Here is a 20739-nt window from a genome sequence, read left to right on the forward strand (position 1 = left end):
GCCGATCACTGGTCGGATGGGACCAATCCTCCCACTCCTCGGCTGCGAACCCGGGGTGAGATCAGTCAACTGTCGAGATGAGGTGCGCGTGCGGAGAGCATTGCGGGTCGTGGGCGAGGAGTCGCCACCGGGCCGGGACGACGACCTGGCCCCGGCGGCGGTGCTCGCCGCGGTCGCCGGCGGCGATCTCGATGCGTTCGGCCGGCTCTACGACGACCTGGCTCCGCTCGTCTTCGGTGTCGCCCGGCGGGTGGTGCGGGATCCCTCACGGGCGGAGGAGGTGACCCAGGAGGTGTTCACCGAGGTGTGGCGCCAGGCGGCTCGGTTCGACGCGTCGCGCGGCTCGGTCCGGACCTGGGTGCTGACGGTCGCGCACCGGCGGGCGGTCGACACGGTGCGCTCCTCGCAGGCCTCGCGGGCACGGGAGGAGCATGTCGCTCGGCGTGAGCCGGTGGAGACCGCGGGTCCGGAGGAGGCCGTGGTCAGAGCGGCCGAGCACGCCGGCGTACGCCGCTGCCTGGACTCGCTCACACCGCTGCAGTCACAGGCCGTACGGCTCGCCTACTACCAGGGGTTCACCTATCCCGAGGTCGCCGAGATGCTCGGCCGGCCGCTGTCGACGGTCAAGACGCGGATGCGGGACGGGCTGATCCGTCTGCGCGACTGCTTGGCCGAGACGGAGTTCGAGGCGATGGACGGAGAGACTCGCGATGGCGCCTGACGTCCACGGCCTGGTCGGGGCCTATCTCCTCGACGCGCTGAAGCCGCCCGAGCGGGCCGAGTTCGAGGCCCACCTGGCGGTCTGCGCCGAGTGTCGCGAGGAGGTCGACTCGCTCCGGTCGGCGACCGCCTCGCTCGCCGAAGAGGTCGCCGAGACGCCGCCGGCCACGCTGCGCGGGCGGGTGCTGCGTACGGCCTCGGAGACGCCGCAGCTGCCGCCGGTGGTCGCCGTGAGCCGGCGTCGGCGTCGTCGATGGCTCGTCGGCGCTGCCGCCGCGGCCGCCGCAGTGGTCGTCGGTGTCGGCGTGACGGTCGGGGTGGTCGTACGAGACGACAACCCGCCCGCGATGACCGCGGCCCAGGTGATGTCCGCTCCCGACGCGACGATGCACAAGGAGAAGACCTCCGACGGCGAGCTCATGGTCGCCATGTCCGAGGAGATGCACATGGTCGCCGTCGACACCGCCCGCCTCTCGCGTCCCGACGGGATGACCTACCAGGTCTGGTGGCACACCGACGCCGGCATGGAGTCCGCCGGGGTCCTCGACGAGGAGATGGCCGTCGCCCTACCTGTCGAGGACGGCGAGCTGATGGTCACCATGGAGCCCGAGGGTGGCTCCGACCAACCGTCCGAGAAGGTCCTCTTCCACATGCCCGCCGAACGTCTCTGACCCGCCGAGGCGTCGACTAGGTCGGCCGAGACGGCAGGTAGGTCGGCCGAGACGGCATCACGTGACGTCTCGGCCGGCCGGGGAGACGCTTCGGCCGACGTACCTGACGGCTCGATTCAGACGGTGCGCTGGGTGGCAGCGGTGGCGAGGGCGCGGAGGACCTCGGCGGCGTTCGCGTCCAGGACGCCCGAGGACTTGGCCTCGTCGAGGGCGGTGAGGCCCTGGTCGGCGAGCTCGGTGATGGACTTCTCGACCTGCTGCTCGGCGCCGGAGTCGGCGATGAGAGCACGCAGCGCCGCGACCTGGTCCACGCTGAGCGGCTGTCCGAGGGCCTGGTCCAACAGGTCGGCGTCCTCGGGGGTCGAGCCGGCGAGGGCGAGGGCGACCAAGACGGTGCGCTTGCCCTCGACCAGGTCGTCGCCGGCGGGCTTGCCGGTGGCCGAAGGGTCGCCGAAGACGCCGAGGAGGTCGTCGCGGAGCTGGAAGGCCTCGCCGACGGGCAGGCCGTAGGCCGTCAGAGCCTCGATCTGCTCATTGGATGCCCCGGCCAGGGCGGCGCCGACGTGGAGAGGGCGCTCGACGGAGTATTTGGCGGCCTTGTAGCGCACCACCTTCATGGCGGCCTCGACGTCGGCGGAGCCACGCGCCTGCACGGTGATGTCGAGGAACTGTCCGGCGATGACCTCGCTGCGGGTGTGGTCGAACACCGACAGCGCGGCGGCGGTCTCGGGTGCCCCGAAGCCAGCCGTACGCAGCAGCTCGTCCGACCAGGTCAGCAGCAGGTCGCCGAGGAGCACCGCAGCGGCGTCGCCGTAGGCGCGGGACCGGCCCGGCCAGCCCGCCGCGGAGTGGTCGGCCTCGAAGGCGCGGTGCGCGGCGGGTGCGCCGCGCCGAGTGTCGGAGTCGTCGATGACGTCGTCGTGGACGAGTGCGGAGGCCTGGAGGAGCTCGAGCGCGGCGGCCGCGCGCACGAGCGACTCCTCCTCGGCAGGCGACGGGAAGGGGCGGACTGCGCGGTAGCCCCAGTAGCAGAACGCGGCCCGCAGCCGCTTGCCGCCGGACATCGACTCGCGAGCCCTGCGCAGCAGCGGCTCGACCTCGTCACCGAGCGGGGCCAACCGCTCCGACATCGTCTCGAGAAAGTTGTCCAGCGCCCCCTGGACGCGACTTCGGAATTCATCAGCGTCCCACGTCTCATTCACCCTCCTGAGCCTAGGGCACTCACTACGATGACCCGATGGTGACCGGACGTGGACGTTCTCTGGCCGAGCTGATCAACGAGGGCGAACGCTCGTTCTCGTTCGAGTTCTTCCCGCCGAAGGACGAGGCCGGCGAGGAGCAGCTGTGGAACGCCGTGCGCGCGCTCGAGCCCTACCGTCCGACCTTCGTGAGCGTCACCTACGGCGCCGGTGGGTCGACCCGCGACAAGACCGTGGCGATCACCGGCCGGATCGCCGCCGAGACCGAGCTGCTGCCCGTCGCCCATCTGACCTGCGTCGGACACACCCGTGACGAGGTCGCCGGGATCCTGGACGCGTACGCCGCTCAGGGTGTCGCCCACGTGATGGCACTGCGCGGTGACCCCGCTGACGGCCCGCGCGCCGAGTGGACGCCGACGCCGGGCGGCCTCGACTACGCCATCGACGTGGTGCGGCTGGCCAGGGAGCGGGGCGACTTCCGCATCGGCGTCGCCGCCTTCCCCGAGGGCCACCCGAGCGCCGAGTCGATCGAGGCCGACGCCGACGTGCTGGTCGCCAAGGCGCGAGCCGGCGCGGAGTTCGCGGTCACCCAGATGTTCTTCCGGGCCGACGACTACTTCGGTCTCGTCGACCGTGTGCGTGCCCGCGGCGTCGACATCCCGATCCTGCCCGGGATCATGCCGATCCTGAACCTTGCCGCCATCCGCCGGCAGAGCGAGCTCATCGGCGCCGAGGTCCCCGACGAGATAGTCGAGCGTCTCACCGCGGCCGGCCCCGAACCCGCCGACATCCGTGCCGAGGGCATCGCGGTGGCCGCCGAGCTCTGCCGGGAGCTCCTCGACGGAGGCGCGCCCGGGCTGCACTTCTACACGCTCAACCGCTCCAAGGCGACGCTGGAGATCTTCGCCAAGCTCAACGTGACGGTCTAGACCCCGCTCACTTCTCGGCGGGCCCGATCGACTGCGCGACCAGTGCCGCCGACAGCCCGGCGTACGGCAGCCCGGATCCGGGGGTGGCGTGGGCGCCGGCGGCGTAGACGTTCGGGATGGGGGTGCGCGGTCCGAGGCGCTGGAACACCGTGCTCCGGCCCACCCACTTGATGCCCAGCGGGGACCCGCGCCAGCGGCGTACGAGCTCGGCGGCACCCAGGTCGACACGGTGCACGATGTGCTCACGGACGTCGATCTTGTGGCGCGCCAGCGCGAGCAGGACGTCCTCCATCAGCTTGCCGTAGGAGTGGATGGTCCAGGCGTGCTGGCCCTCCGGGGCGAACCCGCGAGTGCGGACCACCAGGGTGGGCTCGCCGTGCAGGACCAGCTCGTCGGGCAGGTCGGTGAGGTGGTCGGGGAGCGAGGAGAGACCGAGGTGGAACGTCATCGGCGGGATCGCCGGCAGGGTGCGGTCCACCAGCGGCCGCAGGGCCGGCAGCGAGCGGGGGTCGAAGGCGACCACGACCGCTCCGTCGGCGCCGAGGTCGATCTCGCCGGCCGTGGTGGCGACCGCGACCGCCCGTCCGTCGCGGACGACGATGTCCTCCACCCGGGTCGCGGTCTGCACCGAGACCCGGCGGGTGGTCATCCGGGCGGCGAGCACCTCGGCGACCACGCCCATGCCGCCCTCGACCCGCCAGGCGCCGAACCGCTGCTCGAGGTAGGCGGTGAGTCCTGCCCAGGCAGGTACGTCGCGCAGTTCCTGTCCGGCGGCGACGAACGGGTGCGCCGCGACCAGCCGGAGCCGCTCGTCCTTGAAGGTCTTGCGCAGTCGCTTGTGGAGGGTCTCGCGGGACCGGAACCGTTCCGCGACCGCTGACGGCAGCGCCGAGGGTTCCCAGGGAACCTCGAAGTAGTGCTTGCGCAGCACCTCCCAGTCCTCGCTGAACCGGGCGACGTAGTCGGTCCACTGCCGCCCCATGCCCGGACCCAGCTCGTCGAACGCCGCCAGCTGGGCCCCGCGGGTGCCGCCGGGCACCGCGACCGAGGTCTTGTCGGTGAACCGGTGCTCGCGGACGACGTCCATCGGCACCAGCTCGAGCTCGCGCTCCGCGGGCCGCCCCGACTTCCGGAAGAGGTCGCGCATCACCGCGGGCAGCAGCGTCGAGGTCGCCGAGGCGTCCCAGGTGAAGCCCTCCTCGCGGACCGGCACCAGCGCGCCGCCGAGCTGACCGGAGGCCTCCAGGAGGGTCACCGAGTGGCCGAGCTTGGCCAGCCTCGCGGCGCTGGCCATCCCGGCGTACCCGCCTCCGAGGACGACGACTTCACTCACTGGCACTCACTCACTGGACGGGGTAGGGCTTGGTGGTGCCGTCGGAGGGCTCGTCCGGCGGCGGCGCGCCCCGTCTGCCACGGCGGGTGAGCCTGCGCCAACCGCCGCGAACGGTGCGGATGATGAAGTACATCAGCACCAGCCCGGCCGCCAGCAGAGCTGCGGCAATCCCGGCGGCGGCCAGGGGATGCTCGGTCGCGAACCAGACCACGCCGAGGACCAGGCCGTCCTCGGCCAGGCTGACCACCGAGTTGGAGACCGGCTCGGGGGAGGAGTTGACCGCGAGCCGCTCGCTGGCCTTGACCAGATGGGACATCAGCGCCGAGGTGCCGCCGACGACGCCCGCGACGGCCGCGTTGAGGGAGTCGGCCTCACCGGCGAGCAGGACGCCGATCACGGCGCCGATCGTGGGCCGGATCACCGTGGAGATCGAGTCCCACGTCGAGTCGACGTAGGGCACCTTGTCGGCGATGAACTCGATCGCGAACATCGTCGCCGCCGCGGCCAGCACCGGCCAGGTGCCGAGCACGTCGGGGATCTCCTCGGCCCCCGTCGCGCGCTGCACGATGCCGAGAACCAGCACGACCAGGTAGGCGTTGATGCCACTGGCCCACCCGCTGGAGAAGGTCAGCGCTAGAGATTCCATGGGGACATATTGACGTACGCCACCGACATCCGAGCCTGCGGCCGAGACCGAGTCGTGCCGACCCGAGACCAAGAGCACGTGATCCCGTATTTACCTCCGTTGCGCCCCGTGCGGCAGAATGGGCTGATCAGAGACTGAACCCCCACGTCGCAAGGAGACCGGATGACCATGACGACACCCGACGAGAACGAAGGTGTGGTCGTGAGCGAGGGCCCGGAGGCCGCGGTCGAGGTGGCTGCCCTCGCAGCCGAACCCGTGCCCCGGGAGATGACGTGGGCGATCCGACTGATGATCGGGCTGATCGCGTTCAGCGCCGTCGTGGTCGTGGTGATGGTGCTGCGCTCCGACGACCTGGTGCGCGCCTGGGCGGAGGGCAACGCCTCGGCCAAGCGCATCCTCGAGACCGAGGGCCTCGACGCCCTCATCAACCCGCCCACCGACAACCGGGTCAGCGCGCCGGCGTTCATCGCCCCCGCCATCACCCTGTTCGGCGTGATGGCCACCATGATGGGTGTGCTCGCCGTCTTCATGCGCAACGGCTTCGAGTGGGCGCGCATCACGATCACCTTCCTGGTGTTCATCTCCACCGTGGCCAGCATCGGTGGCATCCTGACCGGCCCGCCGGTGATCATCAGCGTGCTCACCGCGATCGCGATCGTCATCGCCGCGACGCTGCTGGTGGTCATGTGGCTGCCGGCGAACACCCGCTACATCCACCCGCCGCACCGGATCCGCGGCGCGGTCGCCGAGGACTGAGCGAGCCGCAGCACCGGCTCGACACGCCCCGTCACCGAAACGTCTTGTGACTGTCGGTGGCGGGGTGTAGTTTGATCTCGTGTTCGAACAAGTGTTCGAACAACCAGGCTCTGGCGGGTGTCGTCCTCGACCCCCGGCGCCCGCCGGAGCCGTCCACTGCGGGGTCGACCTTTGAGCGAGAAGGACGACCCCGATGCATCTGCTGCCGGCGACGACGCACAACTACCTCTTCCGAGCCACGGAGTCGCTCTCCGAGGCGATCGTGGCTGACGACGTGCCGAGCAGGTACGCCATCGCTCATGTCGCCGCCCTCCAGGCCGCCGCGGCCCTGATCGCCGCCCGCACCGACCCCGTCGAGGCCGCCAGCCGCGCCGGTCGCCGACGCCCCTGGAACGCCTGGGTCCGGCTCAAGAAGGTGGCACCCGAGCTCTCCGAGTGGGCCGACTACTTTGCCGCCGGTGCGGCGAAGCGTGCCGCCGCGGAGGCCGGATCGATCCGGGCCGTCACCGCCGAGGAGGCCGACGACCAGGTGCGCGACGCCGACCGCTTCCTCGCCGTCGTCGAAGAGTCCCTCGGGCTGATGGCCCACAGCTCTCCGGTCACCCGCCCCCGGCGTGACCGCCTCGTGGGCTGATTCAAGTGTGGTGGGATCAGGGCCTACGCTTGGCCCCATGGCAGCTGGCTCCGCATCAACCAGTCGTCGGGCAGGGGCCCGGACCGTCGCCGTCTGGGATGCGCTCGACCCGGTCCTGGCGGCCGGCTCCCTCGACGTCCTCGACATCGGCGGTGGCACCGGCACCTCAGCCGTACGCATCGCCGGGCTCGGCCACCACGTCACCGTGGTCGACCCCAGCCCTGACGCTCTCGCCGCGCTCGACCGCCGCGCCCGCGAGGCCGGGGTCTCGGTCGACGCGCGCCAGGGCGACCTCGCCGCGCTCGCCGATGTCGCCGACCCCGGCGGGGTCGACGTGGTGCTCTGCCACGGTGTCCTCGAGATCGTCCCCGACCCGGCAGCGGCACTGGCGGGGATCCGCGACGTGCTCCGTCCCGGCGGCACGCTCAGCCTGCTGGTCGCCCAGCGGACCGCCGCCGTGCTCTCCCGGGCCTTGGCCGGTCAGTTCGCCCAGGCTGCCGAGCTGCTCGACGACACGGCCCCGCAGGGACGCTCGGGACGGAGGTTCTCGCTCGACGAGGCTCGCGAGCTGCTCGAGGGGGCTGGGTTCGAGGTCTCGGACGTTCGAGGCGTACGGGTGTTCGTCGATCACGTCCCGGGGTCGCTGCTCGACGTGGATCCGGCCGCTACCTCTGCGCTGGTCGAGCTCGAGCAGGCCGCTTCTACACGGGGCGACTATCTGCCGTTGGCCTCGCAGGTGCACCTGCTCGCGTCGCTTCGCTGACGGCGCGCCTGGCGTCGCCGCCCGGCGCCGACGCGGCGCGTCAGCGCTGGTCCGCGTCCTCGGAGGATCGGGGTGATCTCCTCCGCCGGCGCTCCAGAGGCCACCCCGATCCTCCATGTCGACATGGACGCCTTCTTCGTGTCGGTGGCCATCAGGCACCAGCCCGAGCTGTGGGACCAGCCGGTCGTGGTCGGGGGACACGCCCGAGGCGTGGTGACCTGCGCCAACTACCCGGCCCGGGCCTTCGGGGTGAAGGCGGCGATGCCGGGTTCGATGGCGAGACGGCTGTGCCCTCAGCTCGTCTCGGTCCGTCTCGACTTCGGCGAGGTCGCCGAGGTCTCCCGGAAGGTGCGCGAGATCTTTCGCCGCGCCACCCCGCTGGTCGAGGTGGTCAGTGTCGACGAGGCGTTCCTCGACGTCAGCGGGGCGACGCGGCTCTTCGGGAGCCCGGAGCAGATCGCGGAGCGGATCCGGGGCCAGATCGCGGACGAGCTGAGCATCACCTGCTCGGTCGGCGTCGCCCCGACGCCGAGCGTGGCCAAGGTCGGCAGCCGCAAGGCCAAGCCGGACGGCGTGGTGGTCGTCCGCCCCGAGGACATCCCCGGCTTCCTCCACCCGCTCGACGTCGGTGAGCTCTACGGCGTGGGACCGAGCACTCGGAACCGGCTGCGGCGGCTCGGGTTCGAGACGGTCGGCGACATCGCCCGCACCCCGGTCCCGACGCTCCATCAGATTCTCGGGCCTCGACTCGGTGGCCATCTGCACCGGCTCGCCACCGGCACCGACCGGCGCGAGCTGACCGGGCGGCTGGGCCCCGATCTCCCGGACCGGTCGACCGGGGCCCAGGAGACCTTCGGCCACGACCTGAGCGACCGCGAGGACATCGTCCGCGAGCTGCTTCGCCTCTCGGCCCGCGTCACGCGCCGGATGAGGAAGGCCGGCACGGTCGGCCGCACGGTCGCCCTGACGGTCCGGTTCACCGACTTCAGGACCATCTCGCGCTCCCGTACGCTGCCCGACCCCACCGACGTCACCCAGGAGGTCCACGCCACCGCGGTCCGGCTCTTCGACGAGCTGAACCTTCGTGGCCGGGCCCTCCGCCTGGTCGGGGTCCGGGTGGAGCATCTGGTCGCGCGGGAGGGGACCGACCGTCAGCTCGTTCTCGGGGAGCGGGAGCGGGGCTGGTCCGAGGCGGATCGTGCCGCGGACCAGGTCGCCGAGCGGTTCGGATCCAGTCTTCTACGCCGCGCGAGCCTCCTCGGCAACGGCCGGGGTTGACGCATCTGCCGGTCTGCTTGACACAATCAGCTCAGGTTGTGCCAAGGGGCAGAACGTCACAGGGGAAGAATTTCCCGGGCTCCCTACCGCCGTCAGGGTGGCGAGCCTAGACTTGGAGATACCCCAACAGGACATGGGAGGTACGGTGCCACTCTCGGAAGAGGAGCTTCGCCTGCTCGAGCAGATGGAGCGCGCGCTCTCGGCGGAGGACCCGAAGTTCGCCTCCGCCCTCCGAGGCACGGCTTTGCGCCGTGCCCAACGTCGTCATGCGGTCATCGCGGGCATCGTGCTCGCCGGTGGCGTCGCGTTGTTGATGACCGGTGTGATCTCAGGGATGTGGATCGTCGGAGTGGTCGGTTTCCTGGTGATGCTGGCCTCGACCTCGGTGCTGCTGACCGCTCTGCGCGGTGCTGCCGCGGTCGAGGAGGACGACGGGGACCACGCTCCACGCTCGTCGTTCCTCGACCGGGCCAGCGAGCGCTGGAAGCAGCGCCGCCGCGACAAGGACCTCTGACCTCACGCTACGAGGAGATCAGCTCCCGCTCGGACCGCGTCGCCGGTCCGTCGGTGGCTGCTGCGCTCGGGCGACGGAAGACCGACGCCGGCCACAGGCGCGCTCGGCGCCGGGCCCGCCGGTCGGCGTGCTCCCTGAGAGCGGCCGAGACCAGGCTCACGTCGTCTCCGATCGCTGCGGCGTCGCTGCGCTCGGCATAGCGGTCGCGCTCGACGGCGGTGACGATCCGCTGCAGCGCGATCATCGGTTCGCGCCGACCCTGCAGCTGCGAGGCCAGGGCGGTGGCCTCCTCCCGCGGTGAACGCGTCCCGGACCAGGCGAGGCCCAGGTCGATCGCGGTGTCGCCCAGCTCGGCCCAGCCGGCCTCGGCGTCGCCGGCGAGCCGCGCGGCACGTCGCCGGCGTCGGATCACGGCGGGCGCGGCGAGTGCGATCGCGCCGATCAGGGCGATGATTCCCAGTCCGGTCCAGACGGCACCGGAGCTGGACTCCTCGCTGCCGGTGTCGGCGACCTCGGGCGTCTCCGGCGCCTCCCGCTCCGGCCGGTTGGGCACCGGCGCCAGGCTCGTGCCTGCGCTGGGAACGGGTGCCTCCGGTTCGTTGCGGGCATTGCCCAGGGCGCCCGTGGTGTAGTCGGGCTCACGGGTGTCGGCAGCGGCCGGTGTCGGCTCGAAGCGCACCCAGCCGATGTCCTCGAACCACAGCTCGGGCCAGGCGTGCAGGTCGCGGCCGCGGAACAGCCAACGGCCCTCCTCGTCCTGGTCGCCGCCCAGGAAGCCGAAGGCGACACGGGCCGGGATGCCGAGCTCGCGAGCGAGCACGGCCATGGCAGTGGCGTACTGCTGGCAGTAGCCGACCTTGTTGTCGGTCAGGAAGTCCAGCAGCGCGGCGCCGTCGGTGCCGACGTCTCGTTCCAGGCTGTAGGTGAACTCGCCGCTGTGCCGGAACCAGTTCTGCAGGGCGACGGCCTGGGTGAACGGCCGGTCCTGACCGGCGGTTCGTTCGCGGGCGATCTTCTCGATCTCGTCGGGGAGCAGCGGCAGGTCGGTCATCCCCGGCGGTGATCCGACGCCGGGCTCGCCGGCGGCCAGCAGCCGCTCCTGCGACGGCTCCACCGGGGCGGCCGTCAACCGCCACTGCTGTCCGGCGACGGTCTCGTCCCGGCCCTCGGTGGACATGAAGTCGAGGGTGTCCTCGTCATAGCGCCACGGGCCGTTGGCAGTGACCTCGAGGGGATGGGAGAAGACCGGGAGCCAGGTCGACTCGAACTTCTCGCTGGCCCTCATCTGGTAGGTCGTGGACTCGCCCAGGAGAGTCTCGTCCGACATCGGGGGCTCGATGGTGGTCACGCCGGTCTGGTCGGAGGGCACGTCGCGGTTGCCCGAGGTCCATTCCGTCCCGGTGAACTTGGTGAGCGCGCCCACCCGCAGATACGACGGAGGAGTCTCGGTGTCCCCGTAGACGGGGGTCACCGTCACCATCACCTGGTCGCTCTGCCGGCGCAGGTCGTCGTAGAGACCCACCGTCGGGTTGATCACCCGTAGCGGGCCGTTGCCGTCGCCCGGTCCCAGGCCGGGGAGCGTAACGTTGGGGCTGGGCAGCCAGGCAGGCGTGAGCAGCGCGATCGCGAGCGCGGAGACTCCGATGACCGCCGGACCGGCCGCAGGCACCACCGGCAGATCCTCGTCGAGACGCCGGCCCCAGCGACCGAGCTGCTCGGCGCGGTCGAGGCGCAGCATCACCAGGAACGAGGTCGCGGTGAGCGCGAACACGACCCAGGAGACTCCGCCCCAGCCACCGGCGCCGATGATGCTGAACGGCACCGTGAAGACGCCCAGCACCACGAGCCCCATCATCGGTGGCCGCCGCAGCGTGACCGCCAGGATGTCGGCCAGCAGCACCGCGGCCACCCCGCCCGGGATGAGATAGGCGGCCACCTCCGGTGCGGACATCGGCAGGTGGTAGGGGTCGAACGCGGCGTACGCCTCGGTCATCTCGGCGACGACCCGCGCCGTGCCGCTGCCGGCGACCGGGAAGGGGTGCTGCACGACCAGGAGACTCGTCGCGATGGTGCCGAGGAGCGCCTGCAGCAGCACCACGACCGAGCCGTGCACGCGCAGCAGACGCGCAGAGATGCCGGTGCCGACCACGAGCAGACCGGCGACCAGGATCGGGCCGAGATAGGGGAAGCGGGAGCTCGTGAACGAGCCCCACGACGACAGCGCGAACAGGACGGTCAGGAAGCACGTCATCGGCACCGCCATCGAGGGCAGGACACCGCGTACGTTGGTGGAGCTCATCATCGCGCGGCACCTGCTCCCGCTGCCGCACCCCGGGTGCCGAGCTCGCGCCAGCGCGTCGCCACCGGGTCTCCGACCCCGAGCTCGACCGCCTTCCAGCCGTGCTGGACGAGCAGTGGTACGCCGCTGGGGCGCCGCTGCTCGGGCGCGAGATGCACTGCGCTCCAGTCGTCGACGGCGAGTGAGAAGGCGAGCGCGACACCGGTGTGGTGGCGTACGCGGCGGAGGACCCCGGCGTCCTCCTCGTCGAGGGAGCCGAGCACGGCGACGGTGACTCCACCCTGGCCGGCCTCGCCGATCCAGGAGGCGTCGATGCGATGGTGCTGGACGGTCTCGACCACGGCCAGCGCCTCCAGCAGGGCAGCCGCGTCGGCCTGGCCCTCGCGGTCGTGCCAGCCGCCGGCGAGCTCGCTCCCGGCCGAACCGAGTCCTGCCGCGGTGCCCGTGGAGGTCACCAGGCGTACGGAGTAGCCGGCCTCGACCAGGTGGACCGCGACCGAGGCGGCGACCACCACGGCCTGTTCGAAGGACGAGCTCGCGCCCTGTCCGCGGTGGACCGAGCGCCGGTTGTCGAGGAAGACGGTGGCGCGGGCCTGCCAGGGCTGCTCCTCCCGGCGGACCATCAGCTCACCGAGCCGGGCCGAGCTGCGCCAGTGCACCCGCCGGAGCTCGTCGCCGCGGCGGTACTCGCGCACGGTGACGTCCTCCGCGCTGCCGCCGAGGAAGGCCCTGGGCCGCGAGTCGCCCGACGAGGTCGCGTTGCCGGTCAGCGGAGTCGAGGGCAACGGGAGCACCCGCGGCGTGACCGTGAACGGGACCGTGGACTGGAAGGCACGGTTGAGCTCGACCAGACCGAACGGATCGGCCACCGTCACCCGCATCGGACCGATGTCGAAGCGGCCGCGGATCTCCGAGCGGATCTGGTAGCCGAGCTTGTGGCGCCACCCGAAGCCGATCCTGTCGACCACGAAGCGCGGACGCCCGCCCAGTGCGTAGGGAACGGTCTCCTCGAGCAGCAGGGTCCCGGTGGGAATCCGGCCCTCGTTGGCGAGGGTGAGCTCGACCTTGGCCGGCTGCCCGGCCTCGGTCAGGTGCGGCTCGATGCGACGCACGAGCGCGAGCCGGTAACGACCCCAGGCGGCGACCACCGCGGTGACCAGCGGCAGCGCGACCAGCAGCATCCCGATCCGAGACAGCGTGGACTGGTCCAACAGGATCCCGCAGACGATGGCGGTGATCCCGGCGGCCAGGAAGGTCCGTCCTCGGACGGTGAGTCCGGACAGCGCCTCGCGCATGGTTCTCTCTCCTGGAGCTCGGCCCGGCAGGTCAGGTCTGCGGCACCGGTACGGCGGACACGACGGTCTCGAGGATGTCGGTGACCGACCGGCCGTGCATCGCCGCGGAGGCGCTGGGGAGGAGACGGTGGGCAAGGACCGGGCCGGTCAGCCTGCGTACGTCATCGGGAAGGACGAACTCGCGTCCGTGCAGAGCGGCATGAGCCTTCGCGGCCCGCAGCAGGTGCAGGCTCGCCCGCGGTGAGGCACCCAGGGCGAGCTCGTTGTTGGCGCGGGTGGCCGCGGTCAGGGCAACGGTGTAGCGGCGCACCGCGTCCGCGACGTACACCTGGTTGACGACGCCGACCAGCTTGCGGATCTCGGCGGCGTCGGTCACCGGGTCGAGGTCGTCGAGGGGATTGGCCGCGCTGTGGCTGGCCAGCATCGCGATCTCGGAGGCGACCGGCGGATAGCCGACCGAGACGCGTGCCATGAACCGGTCACGCTGTGCCTCGGGAAGGGCGTAGGTCCCCTCCATCTCGATCGGGTTCTGGGTCGCGATCACCATGAACGGCGACTCCAGCTGATAGGTCACGTTGTCCACCGTGACCTGGTGCTCCTCCATGCACTCCAGGAGCGCCGACTGGGTCTTGGGAGAGGCGCGGTTGATCTCGTCACCGACCACGATGTTGGCGAAGATGCCGCCCGGGCGGAACTCGAACTCCCGACTGTTTTGATTGAAGATCGACACCCCGGTGACGTCGCTCGGGAGCAGGTCGGGCGTGAACTGGATGCGGCGGACCGAACAGTCGATCGAGCGCGCCAGCGCCTTGGCGAGCTGGGTCTTGCCGACGCCGGGCACGTCCTCGATCAGGAGGTGGCCCTCGGCGAGCAGCACGGTGAGCGTGGAGTCGACGACGTCGGTCTTTCCCTCGATCACCTTCTCGATGTTGTCGCGAATGCGGCCCGCGACCCGCACCAATGTCTCGATCTCTGCCCCATCCACCGGGTTCGATCCGGGGGCCTCCAACGGCGTCGCCACGTCGCGTCCTTCCGACTCACTGCTGATGAGAACACCGTACGGGGTAGCCGTCCATGGCGTCTGCGTCATTCACCCGACTGTGACCTGCATGGTGGAGCGGGGTGTGGTGCGAAATCGCCCCGTGGGGGAGGAAGGTGGTTTGAAAGTGGGGGATAGTGGGGTACGGTGGGGCAAAGTGGAGGAACGATCCACGTTGAGCTGACCGCGGGGGCGAGCACATGTTCTTCATGGGCACGTACACGCCGAAGCTCGACGAGAAGGGCCGGGTCTTCCTCCCTGCAAAGTTCCGAGATCGACTGGCGGAGGGGGTTGTCGTGACGCAAGGTCAGGAGAACTGCCTCGTGGTGTGGCCCGAGGACGTCTTCATGCAGGAGGCGCAGCGGGCCCAGCAGACGCCGCTCACCTCTCGGGACGCACGTGACTACGCCCGTGTCCTCTTCGCGGGGGCAGAGCAGACGACACCCGACAAGCAAGGCCGGATCGGCATCCCGCCGCTCCTGCGTGACTACGCCGGGATCGTCAAGGACGTGGTCGTGATCGGTGTGATGGACCGGATCGAGATCTGGGACCCGGCCAAGTGGGCGGAGTACTCCGCGGGTGCACAGGCCAAGTTCGCAGACCTCGACGAGTCGGCGGACTGATAAAGGGACAGATCGACAAAGCGACAAGCAGCGATCAACTGATCAGAAGCAAACAAGTCAACAGCGGATCCGCAGGACGAGGTCTCAGTCCCGCTCCACTCAGCCAGCCATCCGGGGCACCTTCCCCGGTTCCGGACGGCACTCGGCGTGACGGAGCGGGCATGAGACCTGGCTCTGCGGATCCGTGGCGTTGTCAGCCCGTGGCTCAGCCGGAGAGCGGGCGAGAACACACACCAGACGAAGCCGTGCGATGGGGGTCGAGGCGGTGACGAACCAGAAGCACGTGCCGGTGATGCTCGACCGCATCGTCGACCTGCTCGCGCCGGCGCTCACCGACGGTGGCGTCCTGGTCGACTGCACGACTGGTCACGGTGGCCACACCGAGGCGGTCCTGGAGCGCATCCCGGACGCACGGGTGATCGGCATCGACCGCGACACCTATGCCCTCGGCATCGCGGGGGAGCGGCTGGCCCGTTTCGGAGACCGGTGGACGGGCGTCCACGCGGTCTACGACGAGATCCTCGACGTCGTCGCCGGGCAGGGGCTGGACGAGGTCCAGGCGGTGCTCTTCGACCTGGGTGTCTCCTCGATGCAGCTCGACCAGCGGGAGCGGGGATTCGCGTACGCGGAGGACGCACCGCTCGACATGCGGATGGACGCCACCCGTGGCCAGACTGCGGCCGACGTCCTCAACACCTACTCCGCGGCTGACCTGACCCGCATCCTGCGGGACTACGGCGAGGAGAAGTTCGCCAAGAAGATCGCCTACGCGATCGTCAACCGACGCGAGAAGGTGCCGTTCACGACGAGCGGACCCCTGGTCGAGCTTCTCTACGCGGAGATCCCGGCTCCGGCCCGCCGCACCGGCGGACATCCGGCCAAGCGCACCTTCCAGGCGCTGCGGATGGAGGTCAACGACGAGCTCGGGGCGCTGCGGCAGGCACTGCCGGACTCGCTCGAGGCCGTCGGTCTCGGTGGCCGGGTGGTCGTCGAGTCCTACCACTCGCTCGAGGACCGGCTCACCAAGCGGGCCTTCGCGGAGGCGACGAAGCTCGACGTACCTCCGGACATGCCGATCGTGCCGCCCGAGGCCGAGCCGTCCTTCCGGCTGCTCACCCGGGGCGCCGAGCAGGCCACCGACGAAGAGATCGAGGAGAACCCGCGCGCCGCCTCGGTGCGACTGCGCGCGGTGGAGCGCACCAAGCGCCGCACCACCCCACGAGCCACGACCGCCAAGCCAAACCCTGGAGCGACCAGATGAGCATCGCCGCCGCGCCGCAGGCGCCCGCGCGCAGCCCGGACAGGGCCAGCGAGAAGACCCAGACCCGGCTCACCGCTGTCCCGGCGCCGCTGCCGGCGCCGATGGCGCCTCGGCTGCCGTTCGTCGTGCTCGTCTCGATGCTGCTCATCGGGGGCGTCGTCGGGCTGCTCGTCTTCAACACGTCCATGCAGCAGTCGGCCTTCCAGGAGCAGCGCCTCCAGGAGCAGGCGACCACCTTGGCTGCCCGGGAGCAGGCGCTCGACGGCGAGCTGAAGAAGATGGAGGACCCGCACAAGATCGCCGCCAAGGCGAAGGAGCTCGGCATGGTCGTCCCGCAGAACGCGGCCATGCTGCGGGTCCCCGAGGCGAAGATCGAGGGCGAGGCGGCCCCTGCCGACCGCTCGGCGACGCCGCCGCTGCACCCGAAGGTCTCCAAGCCCTACAGCGTGCTGGTCGCCGAGCGGAAGGCGGCCGCGGCGGAGGCCGCGAAGAAGAAGGCGGCCGAGATCGCCAAGAAGAAGTCCGAGCAGCAGGCGGCCGACGAGCAGCAGCGTACGTCGTCGGGTGAGGCTCGCTGAGGGCGAGTCGCTGGCTGATCCCAGGGGTCACTTGGGACACACTGGCAACACCAGTCACGGTCGGTAGGTGAGGAGAACGGCGATGGCGAAGCCACAGCGGCGTGGGCCGGTGCACATCCGGCTCCGCGTCGGCTTCATCCTGGTGGCGATGGTGCTCTCGGTCTTCGGTGGCCGGCTGGTGCAGCTGCAGGGCATCGACCCCCACTCGTACGCCGCGATGGCGGCCGCCGAGAACGTCGTCGACGTCGTGCTGCCCGCCGAGCGCGGCGAGATCCTCGATCGCGACGGTGAGGCGCTGGCCGACTCGGCCGACGGCCTGATGGTGCTGGCCGACCCGAAGCAGACCAAGAAGGACGCCCCGGCGATCGCCGCGTTCCTGGCCAAGGAGCTCGGAGTCGACTACGCGTCCGCGCTCGCCAAGCTCCGCAAGGACGGCAGCCGGTTCCAGTACATCAAGCGGCAGGTGCCCGCGACCCAGGCGACCGCTGCGGTGGAGAAGGCAGGCAAGCAGGGCTTCCAGGGGCTGTGGACGAGCCGCGACCCGCTGCGCAACTACCCCAACGGTGACGTCGCGGCCAACCTGGTCGGCTTCCTCGGCAACGACGGCCCGCTGGCCGGCCTCGAGGCCGCCTTCGACAAGCACCTCGCCGGCAAGGACGGGCACGCCGAGTACGACGCGACCAGCCCGGTCAGTGGCACCCGGATGCCGCTGGGCACCAACAACCGGGTCGCCCCGGTCGACGGCAAGGACCTGACCCTCACCATCGACCGGGACCTGCAGTACTACGTGCAGCAGACCCTGATGGACGCGGTGCAGAAGTCGCGCGCCGAGTCGGGGATGGCGGTGGTCATCGACACCCAGACCGGCGAGATCCTGAGCCTGGCCGACTACCCGACCTTCGATGCCCGAGACCCGGCAGCCTCGCCGAAGGCGCTGCGCGGGAGCAACGCCCTCTCCAACGTCTACGAGCCCGGCTCGGTGCAGAAGGTGCTGACCGTCGCCGGCCTGCTCGACCAGGGTCTGGTCTCGCCCTCGACCCGGATCAAGATCCCGGAGTCCTACATGTCGGGTGGCGCCCCCATCCGCGACTGGTATCCGCACGGCGTCGAGAAGCTCACCCTCGCCGGCGTGATCGCGAAGTCCTCCAACATCGGCACCGTGATGGCCGCCGACAAGTACGCCGACGGTCAGCTGCGCGAGTATCTGTCCGCATTCGGCCAGGGCCGGCGCACCGGCCTGGGGCTCGACACCGAGTCGGCCGGCTTGCTGGCCTCGCCGGAGACCTGGAACGCCGCCGACGAGGACCGCATCGACTTCGGTCAGTCCATCTCCGTCAACGCCGTGCAGATGGCTGCCGCCCTCAACACCATCGCCAACGGCGGCGTCCGCATCGACCCCAGCCTGATCGCCGGCAGCGCCACCAACAACTCCGGCGTCGAGGTCGGCACCGACACCGCCGAGCGCACCCGCGTGGTCTCCGAGGAGGCCGCCTCCCAGACCGCGGAGATGATGGAGCGGGTCATCAACGACCCCGTCAACGGTACCGCCAAGCAGGCGGCCGTCCCCGGCTACCGCGTCTCCGGCAAGACCGGGACCGCGCAGCGGGTCAACTCCGAGTGCAAGTGCTACGACGGCACCACCACCGTCTCCTTCGGCGGCTTCGCTCCCACCGACGACCCGCGGTTCACGGTCTACGTCGCGATCCACAATCCCGGCAACGGTGGTGGCGGTGGCTCCGTCACCGGTCCGGTCTTCTCGCAGATCATGTCCTTCGCGCTGCGCCGCTACGGCGTCCCGCCGACGGGCACGGAGCCCTCGAAGATGCCTACCGGGTGGTGAGCGGGTCCAACACCCGGTCGACCTGCCCGTCGGGCTCGGGCCTGCATCTCGCACTGCGGGCCAGGAACCCGTCTTCACCATAGATGCATAAGCGTGTTATGTTGTTGGGGTGAGCGAAGCAACCGGCCGGAGTCTGGCGCCCGTCATGGAGCGCCTGGTGCGACTCGTGCGGGAGGTGTCGACGGCAGGGGAGGTCTCCACGACCGGAGCCGCGGTCCTCGCCCGGCTGGGCCGGCTCGGAGGCCAGCGGATCACCGACCTCGCCCGGGCCGAGGGTGTGACCCAGCCGGCGATGACCCAGCTGGTCAACCGGCTCGAGCACGACGGGCTGGTCCGCCGGACGGCCGACTCGGCCGACCGTCGTGGCGTCCTCGTCGAGACCACCGACCGGGGTCGTGAGGTCATCGAGGCGCGGCGTACGCAGCGGGCCGAGGCTCTCGAGGCGGCGTTGGAGCGCCTCGACCGGGCCGACCGGGCCGCCATCGCGGCCGCGCTGCCCGCGCTCGACCGGCTCGTCGACGCCGTGCTCGATTCCTGACGCGCCGGCCTGCCGGCGACGCGTACGAAACCAACGTCTGAGAAGAGGCAAGAAGTATGAGCTCCCACCCAGGGGCAGCTGCCGCAAGTCCGTTCAAGCAACCCCGCGCCGTGTGGGCGGTCGCGTTCGCGTGCGTGGTGTCGTTCATGGGCATCGGGCTCGTCGACCCGATCCTCCCGGTGCTCGCCGAGGAGCTGGAGGCGACGCCCGCGCAGGTGTCGCTGCTGTTCACCAGCTACCTCGTGGTGACCGCCGTCGCGATGCTCGGCGTCGGCTGGGTCTCCAGCCGGATCGGCGCGAAGCGGACGCTGATCCTCGGCCTGGTCCTGATCGTCGGGTTCGCGGGACTGGCCGGGACGGCCAGCGGCGTGGACGGCATCGTCGGCTTCCGGGCCGGCTGGGGTCTGGGCAACGCGCTGTTCATCTCCACGAGCCTGGCGGTGATCGTCAGCTCGGCGACCGGTGGGTTCGCCGGCGCGATCATCCTCTACGAGACCGCGCTCGGCCTGGGCATCGCGGTCGGGCCGCTCCTGGGCGGCGTCCTCGGCGGCATCTCCTGGCGCGGCCCGTTCTTCGGCGTCTCCGCGCTGATGGCGATCGCACTGGTCGCCACGCTGCTCTTCCTGCCCCCGACCCCGAAGCCGGAGAAGAAGGTCTCGCTGGTCGCGCCGCTCGCGGCGCTGCGCCATCGCGGGCTGCTGACCATGGGCATCATGGCGCTCCTCTACAACTGGGGCTTCTTCACCCTGCTCGGCTACGCGCCCTACCCGATGGAGCTGCACGACCCGCTCCAGCTCGGCTGGGTCTTCTTCGCCTGGGGCATCCTGGTCGCCGTCTTCGCCGTGTGGGGTGCGCCGTGGGCGCAGCGCCGGTTCGGCACCGCGCCCACCCTCTACGTCAACCTCCTCGGTCTCGGCGTGCTGCTCGCCGTCATCGGCCTGGGCGTCTCCTCGCCGACCGTGGTGATCGTCGCGGTGATCCTCTCGGGGATCTTCGTGGGCCTGAACAACACGCTGACCACCCAGGCCGTCATGCTGGTCTCGCCGGTGGAGCGGCCGATCGCGTCGTCGGCCTACGGTTTCGTACGTTTCGTCGGTGGCGGCCTCGCCCCGTTCGCCGCGGGCAAGATCGCCGAGGCGACCGACCAGTCGGTGGCCTTCTACGTCGGGGCCGCTGCGTTCCTGGTCGCGATCCCGGTCCTGGCCAGCGGCCACCGGTTGATCACGGCCGCGGAGTCGGCCGAGACCGCCGAGCCGGTCGCGCCGACGCTGGAGCCCGTCGGTCCCGTCCGCGGTGAGGGTCGTCCCGTGCTGGTCGCCGTCGGTGCCACCCTCGACGCCGACGCGGTCGTCGACCGTGCCGCGGAGATGGCCGCTGCCGAGGGGGCACCGCTCGAGGTCGTCCACGTCCGCGAGACCGAGGTCGTCGAGGAGCTCGCGATCGACGCCGAGGAGCCGGAGGTGGCCGCCGCGACCGTACGCGCTCACCTGGACCGCCTCGCCGCCCGCGGCATCACCGCGACCGGGCTGGTTCTGCACAGCGTCGGTGACCACGCCAGCGCCGGGGTCGTGCTGGCCCGGTACGCCACCGAGGCCCGGGCCCGCACCATCGCCCTCGGCTCCTCGCCCCGTGGCCGTGCCGCCCAGCTCGCCGACGGCTCGATCACCTCCGCGGTCGTGCGGAACGCCGGCGTACCCGTCGTGCTCGTCGTGCCCGGCGAGGACCCGCACGAGCTCAGCGCTGCGGCGCTCGCCCAGCTGCGTCACGCCTGAGCGCCATGCCCGAGGTCGGCCCGGCGGGACCTGGTCCCGCCGGGCGGATAA

The 20739-nt window shown here is 71.0% G+C and carries 20 protein-coding genes; 14 read left to right on the forward strand and 6 right to left on the reverse strand.

Features of this window, described 5'->3' with window-relative positions:
* Nucleotides 1-88: 88 nt before the first annotated feature.
* Together sigK and WBG06_RS19545 are read left to right on the forward strand one after the other, a co-directional pair.
* Nucleotides 89-721 (forward strand): ECF RNA polymerase sigma factor SigK, encoded by a 633-nt coding sequence (sigK, locus tag WBG06_RS19540; protein WP_336738636.1) that lies wholly within the window; start codon nt 89-91, stop codon nt 719-721.
* Nucleotides 711-1391: an anti-sigma factor gene (locus WBG06_RS19545; RefSeq protein ID WP_336738637.1), complete on the forward strand. Its 681-nt coding sequence runs from the start codon at nt 711-713 to the stop codon at nt 1389-1391. Before sigK ends, WBG06_RS19545 begins: the two co-directional genes overlap by 11 nt.
* Before the next feature lie 116 nt (nt 1392-1507).
* On the opposite strand, the gene WBG06_RS19550 is transcribed toward WBG06_RS19545, so the two are convergent.
* Nucleotides 1508-2593 (reverse strand): polyprenyl synthetase family protein, encoded by a 1086-nt coding sequence (locus WBG06_RS19550; protein ID WP_336738638.1) that lies wholly within the window; start codon nt 2591-2593, stop codon nt 1508-1510.
* A gap of 35 nt (nt 2594-2628) precedes the next feature.
* Between WBG06_RS19550 and metF the strand changes: the two genes are divergently transcribed.
* Nucleotides 2629-3519, forward strand: coding sequence for a methylenetetrahydrofolate reductase [NAD(P)H] (gene metF, locus WBG06_RS19555; protein WP_336738639.1), 891 nt, complete (start codon nt 2629-2631; stop codon nt 3517-3519).
* Between the two features lie 7 nt (nt 3520-3526).
* On the opposite strand, the gene WBG06_RS19560 is transcribed toward metF, so the two are convergent.
* Entirely contained in the window at nt 3527-4858 is a 1332-nt protein-coding gene (locus WBG06_RS19560; RefSeq protein WP_336738640.1) for a phytoene desaturase family protein, read from the reverse strand.
* Between the two features lie 4 nt (nt 4859-4862).
* Nucleotides 4863-5498 carry a DUF4126 domain-containing protein gene (locus tag WBG06_RS19565; RefSeq protein ID WP_336738641.1) on the reverse strand — a complete coding sequence of 212 codons (636 nt, stop codon included), beginning with the start codon at nt 5496-5498 and terminating at the stop codon, nt 4863-4865.
* Nucleotides 5499-5660: 162 nt separating this feature from the next.
* Between WBG06_RS19565 and WBG06_RS19570 the strand changes: the two genes are divergently transcribed.
* The 5 genes from WBG06_RS19570 (at nt 5661) to WBG06_RS19590 (ending at nt 9443) form a co-directional block, all read left to right on the forward strand.
* Nucleotides 5661-6254, forward strand: a complete 594-nt coding sequence (locus WBG06_RS19570) for a hypothetical protein (protein WP_336738642.1) — start codon at nt 5661-5663, stop codon at nt 6252-6254.
* 193 nt (nt 6255-6447) lie between these two features.
* A complete protein-coding gene (locus tag WBG06_RS19575; protein ID WP_336738643.1) occupies nt 6448-6888 on the forward strand; it encodes an SAV_6107 family HEPN domain-containing protein in 441 nt (146 codons plus the stop codon).
* Between the two features lie 37 nt (nt 6889-6925).
* The gene (locus WBG06_RS19580; protein WP_336738644.1) at nt 6926-7651 is read left to right on the forward strand and encodes a methyltransferase domain-containing protein; all 726 of its coding nucleotides are present in this window, start codon (nt 6926-6928) and stop codon (nt 7649-7651) included.
* Nucleotides 7652-7723: 72 nt separating this feature from the next.
* Nucleotides 7724-8929: a DNA polymerase IV gene (dinB, locus tag WBG06_RS19585; protein ID WP_336738645.1), complete on the forward strand. Its 1206-nt coding sequence runs from the start codon at nt 7724-7726 to the stop codon at nt 8927-8929.
* Between the two features lie 145 nt (nt 8930-9074).
* Nucleotides 9075-9443, forward strand: a complete 369-nt coding sequence (locus tag WBG06_RS19590; RefSeq protein WP_336738646.1) for a DUF3040 domain-containing protein — start codon at nt 9075-9077, stop codon at nt 9441-9443.
* 7 nt (nt 9444-9450) lie between these two features.
* On the opposite strand, the gene WBG06_RS19595 is transcribed toward WBG06_RS19590, so the two are convergent.
* From WBG06_RS19595 to WBG06_RS19605, 3 genes are read right to left on the reverse strand one after another with little or no spacing between them, the layout of a single operon-like run.
* Nucleotides 9451-11745 carry a transglutaminase family protein gene (locus tag WBG06_RS19595; protein WP_336738647.1) on the reverse strand — a complete coding sequence of 765 codons (2295 nt, stop codon included), beginning with the start codon at nt 11743-11745 and terminating at the stop codon, nt 9451-9453.
* Nucleotides 11742-13037 carry a DUF58 domain-containing protein gene (locus WBG06_RS19600; protein WP_336738648.1) on the reverse strand — a complete coding sequence of 432 codons (1296 nt, stop codon included), beginning with the start codon at nt 13035-13037 and terminating at the stop codon, nt 11742-11744. Before WBG06_RS19600 ends, WBG06_RS19595 begins: the two co-directional genes overlap by 4 nt.
* Before the next feature lie 31 nt (nt 13038-13068).
* Entirely contained in the window at nt 13069-14058 is a 990-nt protein-coding gene (locus WBG06_RS19605) for an AAA family ATPase (protein ID WP_442945480.1), read from the reverse strand.
* Nucleotides 14059-14276: 218 nt separating this feature from the next.
* Here WBG06_RS19605 and mraZ point away from each other — a divergent pair, with 218 nt between their 5' ends.
* From mraZ to WBG06_RS19635, 6 genes are all read left to right on the forward strand, one after another.
* Complete coding sequence (gene mraZ, locus WBG06_RS19610) at nt 14277-14699, forward strand: division/cell wall cluster transcriptional repressor MraZ (protein WP_183545302.1); 423 nt, start codon at nt 14277-14279, stop codon at nt 14697-14699.
* A 250-nt stretch (nt 14700-14949) separates the two neighbouring features.
* A complete protein-coding gene (rsmH, locus tag WBG06_RS19615) occupies nt 14950-15960 on the forward strand; it encodes a 16S rRNA (cytosine(1402)-N(4))-methyltransferase RsmH (RefSeq protein WP_336738649.1) in 1011 nt (336 codons plus the stop codon).
* Nucleotides 15957-16538 (forward strand): hypothetical protein, encoded by a 582-nt coding sequence (locus tag WBG06_RS19620; RefSeq protein ID WP_336738650.1) that lies wholly within the window; start codon nt 15957-15959, stop codon nt 16536-16538. Before rsmH ends, WBG06_RS19620 begins: the two co-directional genes overlap by 4 nt.
* A gap of 82 nt (nt 16539-16620) precedes the next feature.
* Complete coding sequence (locus WBG06_RS19625) at nt 16621-18378, forward strand: peptidoglycan D,D-transpeptidase FtsI family protein (RefSeq protein ID WP_336738651.1); 1758 nt, start codon at nt 16621-16623, stop codon at nt 18376-18378.
* Nucleotides 18379-18487: 109 nt separating this feature from the next.
* Nucleotides 18488-18916 (forward strand): MarR family transcriptional regulator, encoded by a 429-nt coding sequence (locus WBG06_RS19630; protein ID WP_336738652.1) that lies wholly within the window; start codon nt 18488-18490, stop codon nt 18914-18916.
* A 56-nt stretch (nt 18917-18972) separates the two neighbouring features.
* Nucleotides 18973-20688: an MFS transporter gene (locus tag WBG06_RS19635; RefSeq protein WP_336738653.1), complete on the forward strand. Its 1716-nt coding sequence runs from the start codon at nt 18973-18975 to the stop codon at nt 20686-20688.
* Nucleotides 20689-20739 lie beyond the last annotated feature (51 nt).

It is taken from the genome of Nocardioides sp. CCNWLW239, assembly GCF_037137035.1.
Classification (GTDB): Bacteria; Actinomycetota; Actinomycetes; order Propionibacteriales; family Nocardioidaceae; genus Nocardioides.

What these genes read in the sequence shown, in the direction of transcription:
- rsmH (WP_336738649.1), top strand. Translation starts at nt 14,950, where the DNA reads ATGGGGGTCGAGGCGGTGACGAACCAGAAGCACGTGCCGGTGATGCTC.
- WBG06_RS19570 (WP_336738642.1), top strand. Translation starts at nt 5,661, where the DNA reads ATGACCATGACGACACCCGACGAGAACGAAGGTGTGGTCGTGAGCGAG.
- WBG06_RS19575 (WP_336738643.1), top strand. Translation starts at nt 6,448, where the DNA reads ATGCATCTGCTGCCGGCGACGACGCACAACTACCTCTTCCGAGCCACG.
- WBG06_RS19595 (WP_336738647.1), bottom strand. Translation starts at nt 11,745, where the DNA reads ATGATGAGCTCCACCAACGTACGCGGTGTCCTGCCCTCGATGGCGGTG.
- mraZ (WP_183545302.1), top strand. Translation starts at nt 14,277, where the DNA reads ATGTTCTTCATGGGCACGTACACGCCGAAGCTCGACGAGAAGGGCCGG.
- WBG06_RS19600 (WP_336738648.1), bottom strand. Translation starts at nt 13,037, where the DNA reads ATGCGCGAGGCGCTGTCCGGACTCACCGTCCGAGGACGGACCTTCCTG.
- metF (WP_336738639.1), top strand. Translation starts at nt 2,629, where the DNA reads ATGGTGACCGGACGTGGACGTTCTCTGGCCGAGCTGATCAACGAGGGC.
- WBG06_RS19620 (WP_336738650.1), top strand. Translation starts at nt 15,957, where the DNA reads ATGAGCATCGCCGCCGCGCCGCAGGCGCCCGCGCGCAGCCCGGACAGG.
- WBG06_RS19580 (WP_336738644.1), top strand. Translation starts at nt 6,926, where the DNA reads ATGGCAGCTGGCTCCGCATCAACCAGTCGTCGGGCAGGGGCCCGGACC.
- WBG06_RS19545 (WP_336738637.1), top strand. Translation starts at nt 711, where the DNA reads ATGGCGCCTGACGTCCACGGCCTGGTCGGGGCCTATCTCCTCGACGCG.
- WBG06_RS19625 (WP_336738651.1), top strand. Translation starts at nt 16,621, where the DNA reads ATGGCGAAGCCACAGCGGCGTGGGCCGGTGCACATCCGGCTCCGCGTC.
- WBG06_RS19635 (WP_336738653.1), top strand. Translation starts at nt 18,973, where the DNA reads ATGAGCTCCCACCCAGGGGCAGCTGCCGCAAGTCCGTTCAAGCAACCC.
- WBG06_RS19565 (WP_336738641.1), bottom strand. Translation starts at nt 5,498, where the DNA reads ATGGAATCTCTAGCGCTGACCTTCTCCAGCGGGTGGGCCAGTGGCATC.